The sequence below is a fragment of the Ihuprevotella massiliensis genome, assembly GCA_900095835.1.
Lineage (GTDB): Bacteria > Bacteroidota > Bacteroidia > Bacteroidales > Bacteroidaceae > Alloprevotella > Alloprevotella massiliensis.
Map to the genome: position 1 here is coordinate 2,460,590 of LT608321.1, position 24,068 is coordinate 2,484,657.

Here is a 24,068-nt window from a genome sequence, read left to right on the forward strand (position 1 = left end):
CTGTATCGTTAGGACAGATTGCTGATTATTTCTCTGGCCTCACGAGAAATGAGAGATTTTGAAAACACATTATTCCGATACAGCTCTTTGAGTCCAGAGATATTAGTTAAGGGAGAGAGTAATGGGCATAAAAACTGCTTCAAAAGAATTCGGAGAGACTTCTCGAAGTCCTCATCAGTATCTGTATAATAAAGATTAGGAGGAGTCCTACCTATTTGATGTACAAATAGATCCTCAAGTCTTGTTCGAATATGACATTCTCTTTCTTTGGGAGTCCTGGTAATCATTGATAAGCTATAGATATAGATGCCAACATTAAAATAAAGGCAGTCATCAAATGATGATTTTTGCAGCGCCAAAACGAAAACAACTTCATCAGATCCTAAGAACCACTCTTTACCATTCTGAGAAAAACCAAATCCTGAAAGCTCTTCCTTTATAACCCTTACCGCTATTTTTTTTCGATCCATTATCTCGCTTTTTAAGAGATTGCATTACCTATTTAAGGGATGTATTGTCTCATTTTCTTTTATCTTTATTTTTACCCCCTCGAAAGTAAATCCTCTTGCGAAAAGCTCACGCACACCCTTAATAATCAAGTCGTTTACATAATCGTACAGACTGTTGTAGGTATCTAGGTCAATATCGATTTTGTGAAAACGCTCATCATTGAAGGGGAGCTGAGGAGTAATTTGCTTCCACCCTATCCCCCAATCCTTATCTATCGAAGAAGGTAGGGGTAAGTGAATCGTAAACTCCTTCTCTTTATCGTTCTTGTAGGTTATACTTCTCTTAAAGATCCAGAGGAAAGAACCATGATTTTTTATACTTGTATAGTTTATACAAATTACCATAGTCCAACCGTCTAACTTCTCTATACCTTCGATATGCTGAATGTATTTGCTGATAAAACTTAATAGAAGTGGCATATCTTGAACCAGAGGAGTATTGATCAACATTGAACTAAAACTTATTCTTATATTCATGACCTTAACTATTTTTATGATAAGACTTTTTCTCCCTATTTAGAGGAAGCTCTTCTCCTTTGTTCCTGCTAGTTTCAGTTGCCTATCCAAAGCGAAGAGAGAGTCCTTTTAGAGGAAGTATCAACCTATATTGTGGTATATTTATTTAGGCAATCGGGAGAGTCTGCTCCTCTTGGACGTAGTCCGACCCTCCTTACATAATAAAGTAAGATTGATTGCCAAACGACGAGTGGATAGGAAATCCAGCAGACCAGAGAGTCTATCTACGCCTTATTTATAGTGCCGCTCCAAGAGATTATGAATTTTATTGGAGAGATTGCAAAAGACACTTTGAATATCATCGACATTAACATTGATACAGCAATATCTCTGTTTCTCAAAATCCTCTGCAATAATCCATGCGTTTTGTTGTATATCTTGCAGTAAGAAGACGTGATAACCATCAAAGGATTCAGCAGCCTCAACAGTAAGAGGATATCCATAATATTCATAGCTCCCTGATACACTCTTCTTATCAAAAATCTGAAGCGATATGTCATCAAAATCCTTTTTATCTAACTCTTCTTGTTGGATATTCTTTTTGAGGAATAGTTTGGTATTCTGCTTTTCTGTATTTAGTCCTCCGAAAAGCAAACCTAAAGTACTAATTAATTCAATATCACCATAAGCCTCTCCATCGACCCAGTAGCAAATTTGGCCAAAAGGAGGGATAGTATCTAGTAGGGCATAAAACTCCACCGCAAATGTTGTTTTTTCTCCGATAATCATTTCTTCTTGTATATAGCATTCAAGGCTAGGATCTCTCCCTTGCTATCAAATTTTTAAATACTTCTAGGGACCTCTTATCCCTCTGGGGCTATTTGTTGCCCCATACCATCATAACGGAAGCTCACACGAGCGTGTTCGTTTACCGCCTCGCGTTAGAGGTGTGCGCTCCAAAATTAGTACAAATGAGTGCTTATAACTAAATCCACATCCTCCTTATTTGTTTTCATCCAGTCTTTCAGGTGAGTAAAACCTAGTGGTTCATCAGGATTTATCTCTTCTTCCTGCTCTCCGATCTCTAATGCAATTTCTTGATGTCTGGAGCGAACAATCTTAAGAAACTCGATTAGTCTATCTAGCTCCATTTTTGATAAATGGAGTGTAACCTCCTTCAGAGTTAGGAGTTTTCGTCCATTGTTGCTATATCCAAATGCTTCCATTATATCAGTTCATTAATAGGGGGGAACTCTATCCATGTTCTTGTATTTTCCAAATTTCAAGATAGCCAATCAATATCTACCATTACAATCATCTGGAAACACGAGATAGATCCGGTTAGTATTCACTCCTCCTTGCTCTGTAATAGTCTTATAGATCTTTACTTGTTTATCTTTAAGTATTGGGGCATATGTTGTAGAAAATCTACAATCAAACCCCATATCATCTAGAGGGTTATCCAGATACTCCACAGTCGATAGTGTACTAAAAAATAGATTTGGAATACAAAAACCGACATCATCCACTTCATCATCAAAGTCAACGAAGGTCAAACAACTGAATAACCTTCGCTCTTCCATCGATGAATAAAGCTTTCGAAAGTAAGTTCTACTATCAAACAGCAACATTTGAGCCATTGACGCAAGGTATAAAGAGATTTCTTCGTTACTGAAATAATCCTTCAAGAAATCTACACTTTTATACCTGGTAATTAATGGTATTTCCTCATACTGACCATCAAGGACGTTCACCTTGGAAATATTATCAAACAACTCTTGATTAATAATCTTTCTATGAACTTCTGCTGTTATAAATTCCATCCGTGCTGTTTTATCCATTCTTTCGTCTTTCTACTAAAATTAGGGTCACTGTCGTGTATAGTGCCATCTAAATTAATTGGACCATCATTTCCCCTTTATATCTAACTTTCCCAAGTATAATAAAACACCAAAATATTATCCTCGGAATGATAGAACAAGCTATCACGAGCATTAAGCCCGATCTGCAACAAGTAATCCAGCAGCATAGGCTCGTTTAATCGGTCTCTTATTCGCCGTTTGGTGTACATATCACTTTGTTCAAATGCAAGCCTTTCGCCTTTTTCATAGAAAATCCATTTAGTATCCTTCATCAGATAGACAACACGTTCTTTGCCTTGTTGATAAGACTGAAAGCAATAAAAATCACCCCTACCACTTGATGCAGATATTCTGTAAGATTCTACTGCCAACTCCAAAGATAGTACATTGAAGAGCGTCTGCCAACCATCTTCAAGGCGTGTTCTCATACATACAAAATCAGGAGCATTCAGTGGTCTATAGAAGAATGCTGTATAGCTATTGGGAGAGACATCCTCTTTATGTGATAATAGTGACTGTAAATTAGAAAGAGATAGCTCCTCACCTCGAGGATCAAGAGAGAGCATCCTTTGACATCCATTAGAATGGTCTGTCTTACTCATCACACCCAACAAGGCTTTCTGGATAGCATCTATAGTGCATCTAAAGGCTGTGATATACATTGTACTTATGGATTATACGTTCGTTTTGAATGCCTGTAATTCCAGCTGTGGCGAACTCTATATGTATAAACAGAAAAAACAAGTTCTGAGGTCAAGCTCGTAGTGTTGCCAGCCGTCGTTCTTCCATTCCCTGCTGGAGTTTCACTCGTGCAAGCGGCACATTGCAGTTCCATACCCAATGGGGGTGTATTCACTGACGGGCTTGCTGAGACGACGCCCCAAGGCATAAAAACTATCAATCTACTTTAATGGGGGAGAAACTGATTCCGCTAACTCGTGCCTTTTTCAATGCCTTTTTGACTCTGTCAGAGATCGCTATTCTAGTTGGGAAGAAAAACGCCTCAGAGGAACCAACAATTGGGACAATAGAGTATTTTTTTATCTTCTCCGTAGAGAGGACTGCTTTAATCAATATGCTTTTATTCACCCCATAAAGAGAACTATCTTCATTAAGTATATCAAGAGTTCTAGTGAATTTTGGAGCAAAATAACGATACTGATTTCCTGACTGAACTATGGGCACTTCGTACCACTCAATTCCCTCCTCGCCTGTCATTAATTCATCTATGATATTTCGAACTTGTTCGGAGAATAATGGTACACCCAAGTCATCGGCGATATAGTCGTCCAATGACATTTTGGGAGATAGTCTGTATTGGAATGGAAATCTTCTGTTAGATTCGATTGCCTCCATCCAGTCTATAAGAGTTTTTCCCCCACCTGGGGAGATAGCTAGGGGTGTTGAGGAAGTTTCCTCTTCGGGGAATTGTATTTGCCACCATTTCATATTTATATCCATCCTGTTTTTCGTAATAAGTCGGGGATGTTTCTTATGGAGTCCACTTGCCCGACTGCTCGATTTTACCCCCTTGGAGGTACTTGCGTAGCTTATGTTCGGGGTCATCGAAGAAGTTACCCTAAAGGGCATTTGCTGAATTTAATCCGATGCCCACCACATGTTACACCTTTGGTAAAAAGTAGAATTAGTGCTTTTGTCGCTGCGTCGACAATGTAGTCCTCTATTGTATTATAACTTGAGTAATCTATCTCTTCTACGAAATAAAAGTGCCTACTGTCTGATATCGGATTCCATAAAGACCATTCTACTTTTCGAAGTCCCCATCTAGTTTGTTTATGACTAGGAATGGGGATTGAGATAAATAAGCGATACTGCTCTCCCCAGCGAAAAGAGCGTTTAGTTGCCCCAACCCTATCCGAGGCTCTAGTCATAACGGAAATAACCAAAGATCTTCCTCCCATATCAAGTTCTTTCGCAAGTTTATCTACTATCTCGCTCAACCTAACTCCTACAGCCTGCAGATTAATTTCTAGGCTTGTTAGGTTTGATATTTCACTTGGAAATGATATAATATACTCCTTCATGACTTTTTTATTTAGGGTTTCTTTCCCTTGTATCCTACTTGATATTTTATCTCTTCCTCGGTTATGTGCTAGGCTAAGTCCCTTCTTACGCAACTTACGTACTAACAGAAAACTGGCTTACTACACTCAGCTCCAACTGAGTGCTTACACTATCAAAATAGCCTCGATCGGGGTGCTGCAACCACGGGGCATAAGCGAACGTGAGGAGAGGTTCGTATAGACTATGATGACTTCTAAGAGAGGACACAAATCTATTCATAACTAAACCTATTAAGTCCAGCTTCTTCTGAAGGGGAGAATTTTATTCCTATGAGTTTCATTCCCTTGCATCTTTGACGAAATTCCTCAGAAACAAACAAAGTGAATGATATAGGACTAGGTGATATGACAAAGGCTTCCCAAGTGACATCTTCTCTAATGCAGAGATGTTCTATACGCTTTACCCACCCAGTCTTCTCTAGCTGTAGTACAGACTTTTCTTTGTCAATAAGGTCGTCTGTCTTGAGGTAGAACTGTATGTAGTAGTATTTACTCTCAATAATAGACTGCTTCCTCTTGTTTACTATGAATACCTCCTTGTAAACGAAAGGTTGAACCTCCATTGAGAGCAAAAGAGAAAGAAATCGTTCAGAGACAACGAACCCATCATAGTACTCTCTTAAATCAAACTTATACTTCCTGTCAGGACTAATCAACCAAAACTCTTCGGGTAATTCCACTCGTTCCCATTTTCCGTCTGTCCAACCTCCATAATCAGTTGGACGTAGGCTCCAAGGATCTTTTTCGTAGAATGCTGTATGTAAAACACACTCATAAATAGAGATAGGTGCACATCTCTCTTTTATCTCTTTTAACGCCCAGTATTTACTCAAGTCTGCCATTATATGTTTTAGTTTTAATCTTACCTTTCCGTATCTTTTTTCGAAGGCTCCTTTGGAGAGCTTTTACATTCATTGCAGCCTCCTCTTGAGATATTTTCCCGATATCAAATCTTTTCTTTATGCTATTGAGCTTTCCTGTAACCATCTTTGTATATCCTCTATGCCTTGAGCTATGATACAGCTTATTTCCGTGAAGCTTCGCTATCTGACATCAGTAGCCCCTTAGATGCGTCTTCCATCTGTTGCATTTTCAAACGCAAACAGTGGCTCAATGTCAGATCTTTCAAACAGGTAACTCTGTACTTTCTCAAGACTATCATTCGGGACATTTATCGCAATCAAAGAGGATAGATGAGATAGTTCCCAAGAGCAGTTTTCTTCTTTGAGTATATTCTTGATATCTACTTCTTCTTCCCAACTAGGGCAATAGACTCTTATAGTCGCATTATTAGCAGGGACTTCTACTGCGACAAAGTTAAAATCATCATCGAAAGTAACTCTATCACCTAGAGCAATACCTTTCACAAAGAAAGGTATGTTGTCAATAATGCCGACTCCCTTATCAATAGTGCTTACCCATAGAGACTCTACATCAAATGGTGGGTATCCATCCTCATCCATTTCAAGTTGGAAGTAGATCTTATTTCTTCTCATGCGTCTGACTTTTTTCTCTGCCATCGCGATTCTTTTTCCTGAAATTTATACCGTTATGATTGGATTTCTGCCTATTGCACCTTCGACATAGCATTTAACTATTCGCCAGGTATGGTGACATTCTCTCGTCTATCACAAGCATTCCTGTATACTCATTAAGAATTGGCTTGATATTTACATTGACCTTATTGATTACCACATACATAATATAATCATAGCCAAAATGGATCTCCATGCTATCATTGACTAACTTGCACCAACACTTATCTCTGAGGATAGATTTAGCTACAAAAGGAAGTTTTTCCAAGCTAATATTTTGCCCATCCTTAAGAGGGAACGAATCATAATTCTCAAATTCCGCTATAACAAAGAACGCAACGTCAATCTCACGAGCAATCTCTAACAATAAATCTATGTATAGACTTTCTATATAGAGATATTCATTTTCAGATGTCAGCGTTCCAATATCGAAGAAACTATTCCATATAGCTCCATTCTGAATGCGAACTGAATACATAACTAATCTATTATCTTGTTTACATTCCTATCGTGTGCCTTTGCTCTAGTTCTTTAGAATGCTAATCTTCTATTCGGTCGTCCCTTTTCAAATTTCCTCCTTCTGGAGCTCCTTGTCATGCGTTACTGAACGAAGGGATAGTGGATAGTGTCCTAAATTTGTATCTGAATTGCAAAGCTCATTATTCTGTGGTGAAAGAAAAACCAACAAGAGCTGTGGAACTTACTAAGTCACAAATATAGGAGTTTTTTTGGACCTCTCTCTCTCCTGAAAGTAGTTTTAACACTCTCGTTGAAGCTATGCTGAGTGCCTTAACTTGTCACGAATCCATCTATAGTAGAGACAGTATCGTAGACAGCAAGTTGGCTTCGTCCCTATCGCTTGCAAAGAGGATATCAGAACTTGTTTCTTACGTCCACTTTTACAGCGCTACCAGGTGTTTAACGAAGATGCCACCTACGTTGACACGTGCCATGTTATCCTTCCCAGTGGCTCTGCTCTTTCTATTGGGGGCTGTGGCATCACAAATGACAACAGGCAAATACTCAGATCGTCTATATCACCTTGAGGTCTGATACCTCAAATCATCATCCTAATTGTCAACCCCAAAAGGCTTCTGTGAAGTTTTGATACCTTGAATATAACCTTACAACTGGAATCTACTTTTGTCCCCTTTTACTCCCGCTTAGAACCATTGAAAAGGGGAGGGCAAATTGTTGTTTCGTATAAAACTATTATACCAAGTATCATAGTCAATAGGGGCTTGAGAACTCACTCCTTTTAACCAATACAGTTCGCCGTAAGCTCCGAGCATAGCCCAATGATACTCGGTTTCATGGCTCAGGTACAGGACTTCATAATAGCTTTTTGGCTTTTTGTAATAGTGCCTTTTTAGAACCTCATTTGCCTCCTCAGTCGTTTTATACGCGTATTCTATCAAAATACATTTGATTATAAGCAACCATGTATTGTAATACATCCCAACGTTATCTCCAGTCTGATTGTCTTTGAAGATTAGTAACTCATCCATAAAAATATAATTCTAATGACTATCTATAGCAACAACCTAGTGTTTGTCAAAATATGTCTGTGGTTTTATCGCTAACTATCGGAAATTGAGCACCTTTTGCTTTAGGATCCTTCCCATGAGGATTTACCAATATTGAATCAATTTCAGCATCAAAATCATGAGATAAAGTCCCAGCTCTCCCCTTTGTGACGAGGTCTTCTCGGGAGTAGTTACCATTCATCCTTTTTCCCTGGAAGAACCTTGAGGATAAAAGGTCTAGATTCTTTATTGGAGAATTCAATTCTTTGTATAATGTACATAGGTAATTGATAGTGTTTGCAGAAGTATATATTCACATCCGTATCCAGAAAAAAGACTCGATGCTCATCGTCCCCATACTCTTTATAATGTCTACCACACTGTCTTAAGATTGCAGAAATGTTTTCTTTCTCTATGCCAAGACGTCTGATTGCTCTCTTCTTTTTAAGTAGCAATTGCGAAGAATACCTCAAGTAAATAGCTGTAGTTAGAGGTTCCTTGGAATCAATAGTTCGTTCTAGGACGAGATGCTTACATAGCTCCACGAACTCAACTATGCACTCTCCCTCTGGAATAAATTTCCACTTCATCCTTTCTATGAGTAGAGGATTTCTTTCATACTCCTCAATATAACGGATAATATTAGTGAACGTCCAGTGCTTTCGCGACATCTTGCAACCCTCGTTTACGTGACAAATCAGATCCTGCATGCTGTCAAAATTATTTCATTCTTAGATTAATGGAACTAGATCTAAAGACAAACCATACATTTCTTTTTGCAACCTAGAAGACACAACAAATAATGAAGGGTAGTAGCAATCTCTTGCGAGCGTGAACTCTAAATCTTGCGAGGTAAACTTATAAGGATATGTGGGAATTTTTTTTCCATTGGATAAGGTGCGAAATGGACTATTCTCCACATCTAATATTGGAAGCTTTCGAAAGATCTTAGCCAGGTAAAACTGCAATAACTCTCCTCTAAGACTTATCTTACAAGGATAGAAGATAACATCTTCTCCTACAATTTGCTCAATTCTCTTTTTCGCTCGTTCTGAGAAAATCGGAGCAGGCAAAAAACTTTCGAGATAGTCCAACTTTTGGATGGACTCCAATGTCAATCTATTATCAGCGATCAGAACTGGAGAATACTGAAGAAGTTCTTCCTTATCATCTATCAAAAATTCATATAACTCTTCTTGCCTTTGGCGATTCCTGATGTGACATGGCACAAAATCCATATCACTTTGTTGTTGAAGTCTATACATTTCTATTAGTGCGTTTTATATTTTCCAGAATCCAATCCTTGTCTGACTTCGGTTTGTAAACCTACGACTTCCTTTTGAATTCTTCGTTGATCCCACTCTTCAATTTTGGAAATATCATAAAGCTCATCCATTCGCTGTTTCATCATGTGATTATATTCTTCATTCATATCCTTCTTTTGGCTATAAGATGCCTTCTTAGTTGATGGTAAGGATGACCCTCAATCAAGGTGAGAGCAACCATAGCTACCATCTGACAGAAGGATAGCTCTGGAGCTATTCCATCTGTCCCATCTTCATTGGTGGGCGGAGGGGGGTACAGGTGGATCGGGCAAGAAGGTGATGATGCTCGCAAAGACTGCCCCTATAATGTCGAAGACCATACTGATATTGGAAATAGGAAATAGAGACATAATGGGGAGCAAGGCTTTATGTAGGTCTATACCAAACCCAAAATCACTGTACTTCGCTGCTGGCATAGGTGGCGTCTTGGGCATCACAGAGGCAGCAAGACCCACTTGAAGAGGGTTCAGCTGCGCCTTCTTCTCCTCAAACAAGTTGTACTGCGTCATGTGCGATGCCTCCTATGCACTTGCTCATAATTACTATTCTATGCTATTGAGATATATCTATATCAGGAGGATAGGACTCCGTCAATAGCTCATTCCTTAAATTAACTCCTTAATTAATCCTTCCACTTCGGTTGGAGTAAATACTAACCATTCTCTGTAGCTCTCACAATCATAGACAGTTGTTCTTTTGCACTCTCCCCCAACCCAAAGGGTAGGCATCTCTGGGGTTCCCATAAGGAATGTAATTTCTTGATAATTAGAATCCCTTATCTTGTCATAGTTTGGGTCTTCAAATATAAATCTCCACCTTTTCTTTTTGAACCCCAAACTTATATGTAAAGGCTTAAACATAAGCCCAGAATTTACTATCCCCATCGGAGAACTCGGTATTGCTCCTATATAGTTGAAAATTTCCACCAAATCTCCACCAGATTCGTCAACTTCTATCAACCGACCGAAAGCATAGAGTTCTGTTGGGGGAAAGTCAACAGAAGCATAGCTTTTGATGTTATCAGTATATTCACTAGGCAAGAATAGTGGCACAATGAATATACTCCCTACTCGTTTCTGAAAAAACTTCATCAATGAAAATTATTTGGGGTTATTTGTTTTTTATGATTAGCTACGATATCATCGTATTCCGCCTTAAAGGCTTTACCTCTAGGATCAACTCTGCTTTTATCAAATGAGTTGATTTTGTTCCCTTTATTCGTAGAAGAAACTTCTTGGCCTATAATTCCTGTTTGGTATTTCTCTATATAAAATTGTTCAGATCCTCTTGCTCTTTCAATAGTTAAATCTGGATGTAAAACACGATGGGTGGTAGTGGCTTCATATCGCCCAGTCTTAATATTTTGTTCCATACGCACATCGACATCTTGTCGAGTAATCCCAATATAATAAGGGGTAGAACAGCCTTTTTCATATAGTGCATAAACAGAGAATCCTTCTGTCCCTAGAGGTACTAGCCCCCATGGATTGATCCAGACGTTTACAACGTGTACGTATGCATACAGGTTTGTTAATCCCGTCTCGAGACGAATAGGGGCTTAACTGATGTATGCTCCTGTTTCGGGAGAGTAATATGTTTTTAGCCACCATGTCTTTCTCGAAACTCCTTGAGCTTTTTCTCTATGAAAGAGAAATCTCCAATAGCTTTATCCTTGTCTTTAGCTCGGTCATATTTAGCAATCCATTTAAGAATGCCAAAAGCATAAAACTTGAAGCCTTGTTCTGTTAAATCTCCAATTGTTATCTGGGATTCGTCGGTAGCTTTTTCTCCCTTTCTTAGGATCTCCCTTGTGGTAAACCCGTTATCTTGTAAAAAGTGAACATAATTTTCAAAGAAACGATATATCCGTTCTTTATATTCCTCAGTTACAGGCTGTGGAGCTAATTTAGATTGAGTTATCCAGCTCAACTTCTCCAGTACTTTGTTTCCATCCATTGATTTTTCGTTTTAATGAGAGCTAACTTTATGTGACTCTAAATCAATATCCAATCTTTGAGTATCAACCTCTGAAATGTCGTATAACATTCCATTTCTTCCAGGTGCCTTAATATGAGTCCCTCCGTTATTTCTGATATATTGTTCTTTACGTATTTGAAGAGTTTTATCAGCGGTCGGGCTTGTGACCTCAAATATACCTCGAACCTTTCCGTCTTCGACAACAACAAAATCTAATCTTCTTCGTAAGCCGAAACTATCTTTCACGCTAACCCCAGAAGAGTCTCTGATATATCGCTCAGAAAGTATCTGAGCATTAGGGTATTTTTTGAAGCCATTTCTTTGCAAGTGCTTCACGAGCATTTCCTGCAACCTTATTAGGAATGAGTTCTAGCCCCCAAGGATCCACCCTGCATTCACATCGTGGGCAAAGGTTGGAGAGTTCTGCTTCAAGATGACTCGAATATTGACTGATGTACGCTTTAGTTTCGGGAGAGTAGTAGCGGAAGCGATTGTAAGCTAATCCCGTCTCCCCATCAAGGTACTGCCCTTGGTAGAGGAAAGGTATGGCACCAACTGCTCCCTCCTCTGAGCGATGACTCACCTCATAGCCTGCTCCCTTCGTTACCTGATCTGTTACTCGCCCAGAGCGGTCATACCTCGTACGGCTCTCAACACCACCCAAGAGACGGCGCAGACTTTCTCGCCCCATCACATCATACTCGAAGTGGGCAGTCCACATCGAAGAGGAGGTGACGCTTGCCTGCACCACAGAGATGTTGCAAAGGCCAAGAGCCAATAGTAGTATTCTAACAAAGAATGCTTGCGCAATCTAGTTGTCGAATCTTATATATCTAATTTTAAGAGAGGTCGTCTTGTGTAATAGTTCTATTACAAGAAAACCTAGAGATTCGGACATCGATATCGGGAGACAAATAGATATTGTACTTCTTAATATACAAGAATCTTCTCTTCATTCTAGCCATAAAGGATGATACTTTCTTGAGAAATTCTTTGTCCTTTGCTCGAGTATAAAAACGCCCTTGAAGATAATATCCCTCTGTTGCATTAATGCCTGCAGGCGAGTATTCTAATATGGGGCTGTTTACCGTATCTAAAGCACTTATTATCTCACCTGTGAAATAAGCGTGTGCGTAGTATACAAGATCTTCCTTCCGGCTCCTTTCCACAAGAAAAAAAGAACTAGAGTTGTATAAAACGGGCGGAAATGGTTCTAGTGGTCCTTGGGGAGATGGGACATCTAACATTTCACCAAATACTTCCTTCAATAGTTGTTCCAGGAACTTCTTATCTACCTCTGTGGCGTAGAAATTAATCTGCTTACTCATTAATGTACATTTTTCACCTTACGATGCTTGTCTGATGGGGATTTCCAATCAGGGGACTTATCAGGATTGATTAATATTACCCGACGTTTCTTATCATGGAATACAATTTTTGTATCAGGAGATAAATCAAGAGACTGTCTGATATCCATAATAGCCCCTCGTTCACCGCTGGCATAGGTGGTGTCTTCGGTAGTACGACACGAGCAAGAGCTGCTTGAAGAGACTTCAGCTGCGCCTTCTTCTCCTCAAACAAGTCACCAAAGCTCTTGCTCGGCTGATGTGTAGCCAAGGCGCCTACTGTGTCATGCGCTATGCCGCCTATGCACTTGCTCATAATTACTATTTTATACTATGTAATTGCGTAGAGATAGCACATTTCCCATATAAAGGTTTCTACGGCACTCTTCCCTATATCTTCGCAAAAAAACAACAAATCCCCTTCTAAGTCAGCATATACACTTTCAAATAAAATTTGAAATCCTTTTTTATTAAGAAGCACTTTCTTTTCTTTACCAGCCTTATCAAGCAACAATTGATATAGAGGCAAAAAATACCGGGTGTATACTTTATGCCTCTCATTTTCTATTGAAGGTAACTGCAACTCTCGAGATGAAAACAGTACTAAATTGCTAATAACATCAGCCTCTATTAGGTGTATAATTCGAGACTCGCAGTTATGAAAAAAGGTGGTATTTAGTGTTTGATCATATCCAATTTGCAATTTAATATGAGCAGATAGAGCTTCTAACCCATCATCAGGTCTATCAACTGGACCAACCCACAGAGTTGTTTCCAAAGCTCCATTGTGTCTATATACTCGTGCTATAATATAACAGTAGAAATACCCTTCAAGATGTTTACTCAAAACAACAAGATCACTGTACCATAACTTTCTAAGAGCCTTAAAGCCGTAGAGTGATGTTAGTCGGTTAAATTCGTTGATAACACTATGAAATTGTGACATGGTGTTTATTTATTAATGAAAATCTGGTGTAGATGTTCCATGAGATCTTGTAATCCCGTTATCATCCATCTTCTTTAGTAGATCTTGCATCTCAGGAACAGCACTTGGGTCATGCTCAAAATGCCAATGAGGATTAGCAACTCCCTTTTTTTATTTTGAATATCTTTATTAAGCTGTTTCTGCATTCGCTCTAGCGATTCTTTAGACCGAGGCCCTTTGGAAAAATTATCTGACTTAAACTCGATGTCTCTACCTTTGTATGTCTTGTCATAGTGCCTACCTGAAACACTTCGTCCTTTACCTACCCCAAAGATTTCGTCAGCTCTTTTATCGTGCCAGCGCTTTGCATAGTTAAACCAAGCTTTACCTTTTAGCCCCCACGGGTCCACCCAGGCATTCACATCGTGTAGATATACATACAGGTTTGTCAGCCCCGCCTCAAGATGAATAGGGTCTTGACTGATGTATGCTCCTGTTTCGGGAGAGTAGTAGCGGAAGCGATGATAAGCCATCCCCGCCTTAAGACCCGTGTCTACGGCATTCAAACCGGGAAAGATGCCCGATGCGGCATTGCTCTCCACATTCGACACCACACCTGAACACGAGCGACCTACACTCAGCTCCAACTGAGTGCTTACGCTATCAAAATAGCTATGGTCAGGAGTGTTACGACGGGGCATATAAGAGTGAGAGGACTGTTATGCTAGTAAGTCTTCAGGAACAGGTAGATGAGTCCAAGGATAGCGACAAAGATGAATAAGCCACTTACGATGCGCAAGCCTGTACGGCCGAAGAAATCCTCTATCATATGCCAACCACTATAGTAGCCAGCAGGATGCACTGCCCAGTCCTTGTTAAGAATAATACCGATGAGATATATTGCGAATGCAAGGACGAGTAGCAGGTATCCCCAGCTGGGATGAGCTAGGAACTCTGCTTTGATAACTTGCCAAAACTGGTCAATCTGCTGAGTAATCTTCTCCATCTACTTGAGGCTTTTGTGGTGGCTGTTGTGCTACGAGTTTCTTGAAGCGACGCATCAGCTGCTGTGCAATGGACTCTGCCAGCGAGCAATGTGACAGTGTCCCTCGAAGGGCTGATGAGAAATCTAGAGGTCGTTTCAAAAAGCTCATAATGGTTTCATATAAATAGCTCGCACATAGTGCGTACGTGCAAATGTAACGATTGACGTTCAAGTAAGCAAGTATTTCATTAAGAACTTTACATTCTCCTGCTTCTTCCTTCCTCTTCCTTCCTTATACTTCTTCTTCCTAACCAGTAGTGTTCTTTATTCTGATTTATTGTTGTCCGTTAAACTACTGATTGTTAGGATTTCTCTATCGGTAAACCCCATAATAGATGTTTTTGAGTTTCTAATGTGCGATATTAGCCCCTTTCTGACTATATTCCATTAACTATACGTAAACAGAGAGAATTGGTGACACAAAATAGGGTCAAACGTGAATACTGGAACTCTGAGCGTCTATAAATCTGACGGATTCTGTTGATATCTGCGCTTTAGGAATGTTTGTTTGAGAAATTCATTCTACACAGTTGGTTCATCACTATCAAGCTCAATGACAAGTCTACCTCCATCTCCACGCAACTCGATAGTCTTATCCCTGCTTCCAAAATCTCCAACCTCACACAAGGCATGTTTGTCGGAGCTGTCTCCGACAATTTCGACGAGCGTATCGATCAGAAAATCTTCCACGCTGAGAGTGTGGTGGATTCTGCCAAGGTTTCCGCGGAGATGAAGGCATATCAGCCCATTCCCATCATCGCAGAGTTCATAAACGAAGATGGCTCCGATAATCTCCGTGAGACTATCGAAGCCAACTATAAGCGGGTGAAACAAGAGGTTCTTTCATTGATAGAATTAGAAAGAGAGCGCATCAAAACAAATCCATCTTTAAGTTACCTCATAAAAGAATAGCATATATCTCAAGAATCAATTCTCTCGACTGAGATGTATATACCAACCATTTTTTATAGGACGATATAACTCTATACTTACAGAATATCTTCGTGAAACTTTATCCAAATCTTCCTCCGTAATTCTTTCTACGATATACATTTCAGTAGTGGGATCTAGGGCAACCTCTTTATTGTAATTCTCTATCTTATCTTCAAGATTGGGAGCATAGATATATTCCTTGTACCCTCCGCTGACAGAAATTCCCCATGTATGAAAGAGCAAGTAAACTTCCGATATCCCATCATACTGTATACTCATAATATCTAGTTTCTTGATTAAAGAATCCAATTCCTTTTTGTCTTTATATGAGATGATATAGGCTGTACTATCTGTTTCATCATAGGGGGGGTAATAAAATCTATCGTACTTAACAGAAATGTTTCTCAATCTCTCAAATTCAGACTCATTGAGATTGAAATTCTCTAACATATGATGATCTGACGGCATATTATTTCTTGCACATCCAAAAAACCAAAAAACAAATACGATCAAAAATGGCGTTAATGATTTGGACATTTCTTGATATTTACAAGTTTGTTGTTCTGATAAGATTTATAGATTTCATCTAAGATAGCTTGAGCCGTTAAGAAAGAAGGAGTTCCTCCATATCTATCATATCATCTAAAACCTATTTTGATTGCTTCATTATCACTTGCATCATCAAAAGCTGCTAAAAAGTCTGCATCCCCAAGTTCCCTAATTCGATTTTGCAAGTATTGAGAGGTTCATGCTCCCCAACTTTGATTATTATCTTTCAGTTGTGCTACTCCTGCCCCGGCTGTTAATTCCCATTCTGTAAACCCAACTGCTTTTCCGATAAAACCATAATGTTTATTAGACCACAAATCATAGAAAAACAAGAAATGTTTATTCTTATCACAAGACCAATGTTTATACCCTTGAAGTCTTTGTATTGCCTTCTTGTGATCCCAAGGACATCCTGCCGCAACAAGTCCTTTCCATTTGGTATATGCTTTGATTCTACCTTCAATTTTGTCAGAAATTGCTGCTGAGAACAAAGGTGAATGAGAAGGATTAGATTGCACAAAGACTCGCCCAAAAGGAGTCATCGAACTCAAAGCTTTTTGGGCAGCCATTCTCCCTTTATTGTAAGAAGTAAGTAAATTCCGAATTTCTCTTACATGACCAGACTTCGAATTTACTTGTATTTCTCTGCAAAGATATTGAGCTATTTTTCCTCGGAGCCACAAACAAAAACGCAGAAAATCTGAGAAACATTGGGAAGACAATCTAAACGATAATGTATCACATTCGACTCTCATAACCCTGCTTGAAGTCCACCTCAAATCGTTATTTCCAGAAAATCTCCATGCTCTGTTTCACAAATCAACTTCTTCAAGTCCATAGAAACAACATAGTACTCAAAAAACGAGGAGACAGCACTTGGCGAACTTCTTCCACTTATTACCATCATCTACAGCACCAAAGAGCTTGTCGAAGAGCTTCTTGCCCCAACTCTTCCACAGCTTGCCAAGCCCCTTAAGTCCTAGCTGCATAGCCAAGGCGAAGAGGTCTATAGTCGGTGGACCACCCACGAAGACAGGCTTGCCCGCTGGGATAACCGTCGTCAGCGATGGGGTCGGTGCCTTAAGCGAGAGCTTGGGCTTACTCATCTTCTTAGGACGAATAGGAGCTGGCACCCCCATGAGGTTACAGTGATGGTTTCCATCGAGTTATAGTCCTACTCCAGACCATCTATAATCTTTTGAATATGTGGAGAAACCTTATACTCTGCCTGCTGCAGGTATGGAGCATAATGTGCTAGCATGGCGTCTGAGAATTGTAGATTAGCAATGTCAAGTTTCCGTTTGATGAGCCAATATCTGTAGAGAGCAAATGCCTCCACAGGGAATAAGCTCCATGTGGGATCGAAAGGGTTGGCTATGAAAGAATCAATATGATAAGTCTTGAGGTGATATGTCATCAGGTCGTCTAGCAAATCCTCCACCTCTTCTGCAGAGCAGGTAGCAGCATTTGCTAGCACCTTGTCGTAGGGTGCTATGGGTACGTCTTCCTTCTTCCCCCAGATGATGCCTTTCCTTGTGAGAATATCTTGATAAAGAAACTTCGCAAGGGGAAGGGTGGTAACGTGTAGCTTAAACTGGTTGCGCGTTTTATAGTTCAAAGCCTCTGTGGTAACGTCTACGATCCTTTCTCTAAGCATGTCATCTGCAAACATCGCCATAGCAAGCAGAAAACCCGGCAAAGTAGTAAGTTCCGATGATAACGTGAGTTTCTTTTCTGCTCTCAGCTCTTCATCCTTTTTCCACATAGACCAATATGCAATGTACTGGATATGGAGAGCATCTACCATTCTTTGGAAAAGTTCAGGACTAGGATTGTGCCAAAATTGCAGTTGACACACGTCAAACTCCGTGTGGGCAACAGTATTTAACTGGATAAAATTCCATTTCTCCAAAGATGGATTTGCTAAACGCTCCAAATACTCCGCCTCGTGAGTGTAGCCCTTCACGTATGAGAAGACTTTGTCAATGCGTTTTGTGTACTCTGCTCTCGTTCGCTTTTTCATATGCTAATGCCATTTATGTTCTGTATGGGAGGCTGCATACAGCCGTCCTTTTGCTCCTCGTTGTATCGTTACGTGCATTACCTTGAAGTCTCCAAGATTTGCAAGAAGATCCTCCAATTGATTACTTAAGCCCTTTAAGTCGTTGATTCTAGGTTGATATGATCTCAATATACTCTTTGTACTCTAAGGGGATAGGTAGATTAAACACCAAATCCTTTAGAGGGTCTACATTTCTCCCCATTTTGTAACACAAATATAGCCGTTCATTAAGCTCAGCATAGATTCGTACATTCCTCAATTCATAGCTATTAATCGTTTCTAAATCGTCTCTATTTATTGACGCAATGATATCTCGTTCATTGTATTTCCCTGAGTAAGTATCTACTTCAAAGAGTCTGCCCCCACCATCTCCTATGATAAGAATTTTCTTTTCGTTTGGGGTTCCTTCCCAGAGCGTAATCCATCTACTTCCCATACCTAAGGGGTCTATCTTACGCTTTGGAGAGATATAGTTCTCAATCCCTTTAATATTCTGCCTGAAGATATTGCTGCTTTTAATGAATTGACGAGCAACAGTGGCGCAGAAAAGAATAGGAACTTGGGTTAAGTCTACATCACCCCAATTGTTATCAGTATTAAATAGGTTGAAAAACAGGAGTTCAGCCTTCCCTATCATCTGAGCGAGCACATACACCCTAGTTTCTCTTGATTCATCCTTTCGTTTAGTCTCAATGCTGATAACTTGATTATTCCTCCACCTTACTTCTGTCATATTTTTCATCTTAATGAATTCCTTTGGTTTTCAGATGTTCACCAGCTGCAGCTAAGTACTTATCGCGATTTGGATTCTCGTAGAGTCAACCGGCAAGTGCAAAATTAGGCTATTCTTTTGAAGAATTCTGCTTTTGGTGTTTCAAACTTTAGTTTTAGTTTGGGTCTACTGTTGATTTTCTTCTGAATACTCGCCATCTTTTTATCACCTCAAATCGTTATTTCCAGAAAATCTCCATGCTCTGTTTCACAAATCAACTTCTTCAAGTCCATAGAAACAACATAGTATTCAAAAAACGAGCATTCTCCAATTATGAATACCACATCTGCGACCCTTGCCTTGAATATGTGTGTGACATCCAATTCAGCAATAAAATAGCAGAAGTCTTCATTGTTCAAGAAGCAAGATATCCGTTTGTATTGATAATCATCATCATAATGATGCTCCTTCGGGGGAAAACGAAAAGATAGCCACCAAACTCTAGGATTGCCTAGTACAAATCGATTTTTGATTCTATCCAAGACATCACCTCCGAGCTCCTGAATTCTCTCTCTTGCATCAAGGCTCTCTATACATCTCAATAGCTCTTGATATTGTTCATCCATTTGCAATTACATACATAGTTAATGTCCATCTATCACACCCTCACCCTTCTTGGGAGATCTATGAGAGTGGGTGTTACCATCATAGGTAAGATTAAACCTCTTACTTCCACCATCAGAACGCTTCCCTTGAGTTTGAACTCCAATATGCGGTTTATCATGCCCCTTAGTAAAATCCATATCAGGGTGAGCAGAATCGTACTTATACCTACAAGCCTATTCTCCTCTTTAAAGTGAGGAATGAACAGCCTTACAGGCTAAGAGTTAGACTTCTATACAATGCCTTTTCTCTTACCGCAAAGTTAAACCTTTGTCATCATTAGACCAAGGAATTGTAAGGAAATATTGAGCATGCACATTCCACCCTTAAGTGCAACACTGGGGTAAAATACAGCAAAAAATATAAGATTACCTTGCTATCGCCTTAGAAACACCTCTAGGACATCTTCTCTCTCTGATTAATAAAACGCACGATCGTTTATTTCCCCCTTCTTCCCTTATTATCCTGCCTACACCCTATACATTAGAGCGTCTTATATAAGCCTATATATTTGCGTCTTAGCAAGTGATAATCATCTAATTCATAGTATTATGGATGCAAATAACAACGACAACTATGTCTTGGTCTTAGAAGACCGCACGGAGGTCAAAAACGAGGCGGAAGTAGGTAAGCTTTCCGTAGTTTCAAACATCGATGAAAAGGGGAAACTCAAGACAGCTCCTGTCGAAGAAGCAGCCCTTTGTCCACTGATATGCGCACACTTTGTGGCAGCCTTTGCCCCCAATGTCCAAGAAGAGCTTATGCAGATAGAACTAACTGAGGGCACTCCTTGCTTTGTCTGGCGTGGTAAACTAATTTACGTTTATCCGGGCTTTTATTCATTACAATAAAGATATTTTCATACTTCCTATCCCCCCATTTAACGCCCAAATTCGAATTCAGAAAAAGTTGCTGGGAATTTATGCGATTCTCAGAGGGTTTGAAAATAGAGATTTTGGGAGCATGTTTTGGGTATTTCACGCGTTTTATTGTAATCTGAGCTTGTTTATAGAAATCGACGGCTTGTTTGAGAAGAAACAACGTGTTGTTTTACCAAAAACAACACGTCGTTCGTTCTATTTCAAGGGACATTTTTCAAATTAAGTCGGACGAAATTTCTTTTTCGTCCGAGAAAATCTTCTAAACGTCCGAGAAAATCGGGAAATGTTTGAGAATTTGTGCAAGACTCCTTGGGTGAATGATTTTGAACTCATGTAGAGTGTATTCTTTTCCTCCTAGTTTACTCGAAATTCTGACCAAAATCCGCCCTACGTTTTAACACTCAAACCTGTGTATTTGGTTAATGATTCATTTTCTGTGGTGATGAGTGCATGTTCTTTCTAGCAAGAAGCTAATCGCCTCAACTCATACGAGCTGAGGCGATTTTTTGTGTTTGGAGAATCCTGCCACCTTTGTCTCTTTCTTTGGTGCTTCTAAATGCCCCCACCATGGTAAAGATAGAACTTAGCGCGCTCCTTGTTGAAGACTGGCACCTCCACTCGAATTCATTGCTTAGGTTCTTGATAGCGTTCGAAGTCTCGTTGGAGGTACTGCCTAAACGCAGGAAACTCCTTGTTGGGTTGTGTCGTTTATTAGCGTTTGGGCAGATTAGCGATACCTGCTTTTATGATCTTAATGGTAGAATCGTCAGAAGAGAACACCGAGTAAAGCCCTTGTGGCTCTTGGGGTGGGTCGCACACGTAGTCATCTCCGGGTATCCATTGTTCGTGTTGAGGTTGCGCATGACCTCCCCAGCCCCAGAAGTTGCAACCCACGAAGTATCCACCCTTGGCTAAATCGTCTGCTAAGAGCGAGAAGACGTAGTTATAATAGGCATCGCGAGCAGTGGTAGCCGATTGTTTAGAGAAAGAAACACCATCTCGTGGATAGCCAAATTCTTCCATTACTAGCGGTTTGTTGATTTGGGCACAAATCTCTAAATGTCGATCTAAATAGTCCTTGGTATATTCTTGAGCGCGTTGCATATTTTGCATCAGCGAGTCTTTCTTAGCCCAGCCCCAATTATAGGGCCAAATGTGCACATTGCAATAGTCGATATTGGCATCGGAACAGATGCGTTGCCACGAATCATAATCAGCCTCACAACCGAAGGCGCCTTCAGAACCAACGCTCACCAAATGTTGCTTATCGATACTCTTCATCATCGCTGCAGCCTTAGCTATCCACGCTTCGAATTGGGGCAGGGCTGCCTTGTCGAACGCACGGGGCTCGTTGCAAATTTGCCAAGACATGATAGCAGGATCTTCTGTGTAGGGCTTTCCGGTGTAGCGGTTGGTACGTTTGAGTATGAAATTGAGGTGATTGAAAAACAACTGTTGTGCCTTGGGATTGGTTGCGAATTGCGCAGCATACTTAACGTAGGCAGAATATCCCACCTCGTTAGGCTGTAATGCTTTGCCTGCACCAGCATTTTCGAGGTAAAAGCCATAGCCTCCACTCCATTCCCAAGAGTTATTAAGATAGAGTACTGCCACCATGCCACGACGTTGAAGCTGTAACATCAGATAGTCAAGCCCCTCTAATATCGTGTCGTTATACACACCTGGAGAAGGCTGAAGCACTGGCGATGCTTTCCATTTGATGCCTTCTTCCCCATCGCTCCCCACCAATATGCGTAGATTGGTGATGCCTAAACGTTTCATTTCGTCTAGTTCACGGTTCAGTCTTTTTCTGTTCCCGCCCTTTCCTTTCGAACCCAGTATGGCGCCATACCAATAGTTTGTTCCGATGAAAGTATAGGGTTTGCCGTCACGATAGAGTTTTCCGTTTTCTACTGTAACAAAGGATTGTGCCTTAACGGCTGTGGCACAAACAAGTAATAGTGCCATCATGTAGTATCGTATTTTGTTCATTGCATTTTGAATGTTTGTGCATGATATAGGATAGGTGATATCTGCATAGTTGGTTTTGAATACTTTCCTGCAAATATACTTACTTTGTTTGATATCTCCTCATTCTGTGATAATGAATGCTATTCGTGTAAATCAAATTATAGCTGTTCGGTAAACTGCTTAACGGAAGTATAAAAAAAAGTTCCTGAAAATGAGATGATAATCAATGCGGTACTCGCTATTGCACTTGTGTTTCTTTGTTATAGGCTTGCGGTAGTAGAAAATGCAAAAGGTGAGCAACAGGATCGTTCTGAGTTTCCGCTCCACATCAAATAAGGATAGGGTCCAAAATTTGTGTGTAAGTTCCAAAGTTCTTATTATTTGTGGTAGACAATGGAGCTTACGAAGTCACAAATGTCGGACTTATTTTCCACATTTCTCTCCTCTGGAGGCAGTTTAAATACATGGGTCGAAGCTAAGCACGACTAATTGGATAGAGCGACTCAATCGCAGCTATAAACGCACCTTGCACATGCGTGTCGCGATGCGCCCTTTTTGTTGGGGTAGCCTAACAAAAGGGAGGGGGAACAGGGAAACTCACACACTTTTTCGGGCAATACCATAAAACTTTAGCATAGCATACGTCGTGGCGTTTATCTTTTCTGAATTCTGTTGAAGCGAAATACCCCTTTTATGTAGGGAAGAACCTCTGTGTCGAAGTTGAGTGCAACAGAATCAATCATCAGAAAATACAAGTAAAGGGTTGTTTTACCATCGGTGAGGATGAGCTTTCTTCCTCGTGTATATAGATTCTCAAATTTCGTAGATTGCAAACTGAAAGGATAGCTAGCCATGACCCAGGCATTGGCGGTTTCTAATGCAGCTTGTCTGCCATACGATTGGACAAAATTGCTGAGTTCTACACGATCGTAGTCGGTGAATCCTTGATAAGGATGTCCGTAAGAGAAATCTCTTTTGATATGCCTGAAATCAAGATATTTGAGATCAGCCAACTTAGAAGTATCTTTGTTGCTGGTGTCAAAGGCATATTTATCATCAAGGACAACGAGATAGTTTGTCAAGATGATGAAGCCCTTGTCTTCTTTCGGACGGAGGATGCGATCCACCTTTCCCATAAAGCAATTGTAGAATCTTTCGCCAAGTGGATGTAGAAACCCATAATTAAAGGGAATAGTGGGCTCATTATCCTCTGTAAAGGGGGTGTAGAGGTAATTGCCTTTGTTTTCTACATTAAATCTCTGATGGAGGAGCGTCGTGTCGGCAAACTCTTCCAAAGCTGGTGGTAGGTAGACTGCATTTCTTTTGAGTTCATTTTTGCTGGCTTCGGCATTGATGCGATCAGTTGTTTGAGCATAGCTGTTTGCGCCCATCATCATAAAACAGAGCGCAAAGAAAAAAGCGAAGGCAGTCTTCAAGATATTCATAGCGAATGAATTTTTGTATTTCCAATCTGAGTAGGTTCCTTTAGGGGGAGTGCCGCTGCTGCCAGTTTGTGGGTCATAATAATCTGCTGAGCCATCAGCGTTGGGGCGGATTACAACTGCGTGCGTAAGTCCTCTGACACAGTGTCCGTATATTTTTTCGACAATATAATCTGGAATGACACCGATAGAGAGATTGTCTAAATCGGGAGTTTATTCCTGGGGCAGCTGCAATCAAACGCATTGGAGCCCTTGTTGCTGTGAT

The 24,068-nt window shown here is 40.2% G+C and carries 30 protein-coding genes and 2 pseudogenes; 2 read left to right on the forward strand and 30 right to left on the reverse strand.

The window, feature by feature from the left end:
* Window positions 1–8 precede the first annotated feature (8 nt).
* The 22 genes from BQ2633_RS09850 to BQ2633_RS09965 form a co-directional block, all read right to left on the reverse strand.
* Complete coding sequence (locus tag BQ2633_RS09850; protein ID WP_075566793.1) at window positions 9–470, reverse strand: DUF4304 domain-containing protein; 462 nt, start codon at window positions 468–470, stop codon at window positions 9–11.
* 24 nt (window positions 471–494) lie between these two features.
* Window positions 495–986: an Imm9 family immunity protein gene (gene imm9, locus BQ2633_RS09855; protein WP_075566795.1), complete on the reverse strand. Its 492-nt coding sequence runs from the start codon at window positions 984–986 to the stop codon at window positions 495–497.
* A gap of 270 nt (window positions 987–1,256) precedes the next feature.
* Window positions 1,257–1,754, reverse strand: a complete 498-nt coding sequence (locus BQ2633_RS09860) for an Imm42 family immunity protein (protein ID WP_075566797.1) — start codon at window positions 1,752–1,754, stop codon at window positions 1,257–1,259.
* Window positions 1,755–1,927: 173 nt separating this feature from the next.
* On the reverse strand, window positions 1,928–2,191 hold the full coding sequence (locus BQ2633_RS09865) for a hypothetical protein (RefSeq protein ID WP_075566799.1): 264 nt from the start codon (window positions 2,189–2,191) through the stop codon (window positions 1,928–1,930).
* Window positions 2,192–2,260: 69 nt separating this feature from the next.
* On the reverse strand, window positions 2,261–2,806 hold the full coding sequence (locus BQ2633_RS09870) for an Imm15 family immunity protein (RefSeq protein ID WP_075566801.1): 546 nt from the start codon (window positions 2,804–2,806) through the stop codon (window positions 2,261–2,263).
* Window positions 2,807–2,889: 83 nt separating this feature from the next.
* Window positions 2,890–3,489, reverse strand: a complete 600-nt coding sequence (locus tag BQ2633_RS09875; protein WP_075566803.1) for a hypothetical protein — start codon at window positions 3,487–3,489, stop codon at window positions 2,890–2,892.
* 235 nt (window positions 3,490–3,724) lie between these two features.
* A complete protein-coding gene (locus BQ2633_RS09880; RefSeq protein WP_141700199.1) occupies window positions 3,725–4,276 on the reverse strand; it encodes an imm11 family protein in 552 nt (183 codons plus the stop codon).
* 125 nt (window positions 4,277–4,401) lie between these two features.
* Window positions 4,402–4,872, reverse strand: a complete 471-nt coding sequence (imm9, locus tag BQ2633_RS09885; protein ID WP_075566806.1) for an Imm9 family immunity protein — start codon at window positions 4,870–4,872, stop codon at window positions 4,402–4,404.
* A 251-nt stretch (window positions 4,873–5,123) separates the two neighbouring features.
* On the reverse strand, window positions 5,124–5,753 hold the full coding sequence (locus BQ2633_RS09890) for an Imm43 family immunity protein (RefSeq protein ID WP_075566807.1): 630 nt from the start codon (window positions 5,751–5,753) through the stop codon (window positions 5,124–5,126).
* A 222-nt stretch (window positions 5,754–5,975) separates the two neighbouring features.
* A complete protein-coding gene (locus BQ2633_RS09895) occupies window positions 5,976–6,431 on the reverse strand; it encodes a DUF4265 domain-containing protein (RefSeq protein WP_075566809.1) in 456 nt (151 codons plus the stop codon).
* Between the two features lie 70 nt (window positions 6,432–6,501).
* A complete protein-coding gene (locus tag BQ2633_RS09900) occupies window positions 6,502–6,924 on the reverse strand; it encodes a hypothetical protein (protein ID WP_075566810.1) in 423 nt (140 codons plus the stop codon).
* Between the two features lie 1,779 nt (window positions 6,925–8,703).
* Window positions 8,704–9,237 (reverse strand): imm11 family protein, encoded by a 534-nt coding sequence (locus BQ2633_RS09915; RefSeq protein ID WP_075566816.1) that lies wholly within the window; start codon window positions 9,235–9,237, stop codon window positions 8,704–8,706.
* 5 nt (window positions 9,238–9,242) lie between these two features.
* Entirely contained in the window at window positions 9,243–9,404 is a 162-nt protein-coding gene (locus tag BQ2633_RS11525; protein ID WP_176720125.1) for a hypothetical protein, read from the reverse strand.
* 126 nt (window positions 9,405–9,530) lie between these two features.
* Complete coding sequence (locus BQ2633_RS09920; RefSeq protein ID WP_075566817.1) at window positions 9,531–9,806, reverse strand: hypothetical protein; 276 nt, start codon at window positions 9,804–9,806, stop codon at window positions 9,531–9,533.
* Window positions 9,807–9,902: 96 nt separating this feature from the next.
* The gene (locus BQ2633_RS09925; protein WP_075566818.1) at window positions 9,903–10,388 is read right to left on the reverse strand and encodes an Imm26 family immunity protein; all 486 of its coding nucleotides are present in this window, start codon (window positions 10,386–10,388) and stop codon (window positions 9,903–9,905) included.
* The gene (locus tag BQ2633_RS09930; RefSeq protein ID WP_075566820.1) at window positions 10,388–10,669 is read right to left on the reverse strand and encodes a hypothetical protein; all 282 of its coding nucleotides are present in this window, start codon (window positions 10,667–10,669) and stop codon (window positions 10,388–10,390) included. The genes BQ2633_RS09925 and BQ2633_RS09930 overlap by 1 nt, the downstream gene beginning before the upstream one ends.
* 227 nt (window positions 10,670–10,896) lie before the next feature.
* Window positions 10,897–11,253 carry a cyclopropane-fatty-acyl-phospholipid synthase gene (locus tag BQ2633_RS09935; RefSeq protein WP_075566821.1) on the reverse strand — a complete coding sequence of 119 codons (357 nt, stop codon included), beginning with the start codon at window positions 11,251–11,253 and terminating at the stop codon, window positions 10,897–10,899.
* Between the two features lie 316 nt (window positions 11,254–11,569).
* Window positions 11,570–12,052, reverse strand: a complete 483-nt coding sequence (locus BQ2633_RS11215) for an RHS repeat domain-containing protein (RefSeq protein ID WP_346048584.1) — start codon at window positions 12,050–12,052, stop codon at window positions 11,570–11,572.
* Between the two features lie 61 nt (window positions 12,053–12,113).
* The gene (locus BQ2633_RS09945; protein WP_075566823.1) at window positions 12,114–12,602 is read right to left on the reverse strand and encodes a hypothetical protein; all 489 of its coding nucleotides are present in this window, start codon (window positions 12,600–12,602) and stop codon (window positions 12,114–12,116) included.
* 349 nt (window positions 12,603–12,951) lie between these two features.
* Window positions 12,952–13,566, reverse strand: a complete 615-nt coding sequence (locus BQ2633_RS11365; RefSeq protein WP_075566827.1) for an Imm25 family immunity protein — start codon at window positions 13,564–13,566, stop codon at window positions 12,952–12,954.
* Window positions 13,567–13,640: 74 nt separating this feature from the next.
* Entirely contained in the window at window positions 13,641–14,246 is a 606-nt protein-coding gene (locus tag BQ2633_RS11620; RefSeq protein WP_075566829.1) for an RHS repeat-associated core domain-containing protein, read from the reverse strand.
* A gap of 23 nt (window positions 14,247–14,269) precedes the next feature.
* The gene (locus BQ2633_RS09965) at window positions 14,270–14,551 is read right to left on the reverse strand and encodes an immunity 17 family protein (protein WP_075566830.1); all 282 of its coding nucleotides are present in this window, start codon (window positions 14,549–14,551) and stop codon (window positions 14,270–14,272) included.
* Between the two features lie 579 nt (window positions 14,552–15,130).
* On the opposite strand from BQ2633_RS09965, the pseudogene BQ2633_RS09970 reads away from it, so the two are divergent.
* Window positions 15,131–15,502, forward strand: a pseudogene (locus tag BQ2633_RS09970) (conjugal transfer protein TraG); the annotation flags it as partial.
* Between the two features lie 15 nt (window positions 15,503–15,517).
* On the opposite strand, the gene BQ2633_RS09975 reads toward BQ2633_RS09970, so the two are convergent.
* From BQ2633_RS09975 to BQ2633_RS11670, 6 genes and pseudogenes are all read right to left on the reverse strand, one after another.
* Window positions 15,518–16,060, reverse strand: coding sequence for a DUF4948 family protein (locus BQ2633_RS09975; RefSeq protein WP_346048587.1), 543 nt, complete (start codon window positions 16,058–16,060; stop codon window positions 15,518–15,520).
* A gap of 209 nt (window positions 16,061–16,269) precedes the next feature.
* Entirely contained in the window at window positions 16,270–16,641 is a 372-nt protein-coding gene (locus BQ2633_RS09980) for a polymorphic toxin type 44 domain-containing protein (protein ID WP_075566831.1), read from the reverse strand.
* A 285-nt stretch (window positions 16,642–16,926) separates the two neighbouring features.
* Window positions 16,927–17,178 (reverse strand): hypothetical protein, encoded by a 252-nt coding sequence (locus tag BQ2633_RS09985; protein ID WP_141700200.1) that lies wholly within the window; start codon window positions 17,176–17,178, stop codon window positions 16,927–16,929.
* Window positions 17,179–17,246: 68 nt separating this feature from the next.
* The gene (locus tag BQ2633_RS09990) at window positions 17,247–18,095 is read right to left on the reverse strand and encodes a hypothetical protein (RefSeq protein WP_075566833.1); all 849 of its coding nucleotides are present in this window, start codon (window positions 18,093–18,095) and stop codon (window positions 17,247–17,249) included.
* A gap of 148 nt (window positions 18,096–18,243) precedes the next feature.
* A complete protein-coding gene (locus BQ2633_RS09995; RefSeq protein WP_075567370.1) occupies window positions 18,244–18,867 on the reverse strand; it encodes a hypothetical protein in 624 nt (207 codons plus the stop codon).
* Window positions 18,868–19,490: 623 nt separating this feature from the next.
* Window positions 19,491–19,664 (reverse strand): annotated as a pseudogene (locus BQ2633_RS11670) (polymorphic toxin type 47 domain-containing protein); the annotation flags it as partial.
* A gap of 396 nt (window positions 19,665–20,060) precedes the next feature.
* On the opposite strand from BQ2633_RS11670, the gene BQ2633_RS10005 reads away from it, so the two are divergent.
* Window positions 20,061–20,360 (forward strand): hypothetical protein, encoded by a 300-nt coding sequence (locus tag BQ2633_RS10005; protein ID WP_075566836.1) that lies wholly within the window; start codon window positions 20,061–20,063, stop codon window positions 20,358–20,360.
* Between the two features lie 741 nt (window positions 20,361–21,101).
* On the opposite strand, the gene BQ2633_RS10010 is transcribed toward BQ2633_RS10005, so the two are convergent.
* A complete protein-coding gene (locus BQ2633_RS10010; protein ID WP_075566844.1) occupies window positions 21,102–22,382 on the reverse strand; it encodes a glycoside hydrolase 5 family protein in 1,281 nt (426 codons plus the stop codon).
* A gap of 632 nt (window positions 22,383–23,014) precedes the next feature.
* A complete protein-coding gene (locus BQ2633_RS10015) occupies window positions 23,015–23,806 on the reverse strand; it encodes a hypothetical protein (RefSeq protein ID WP_075566846.1) in 792 nt (263 codons plus the stop codon).
* Window positions 23,807–24,068 lie beyond the last annotated feature (262 nt).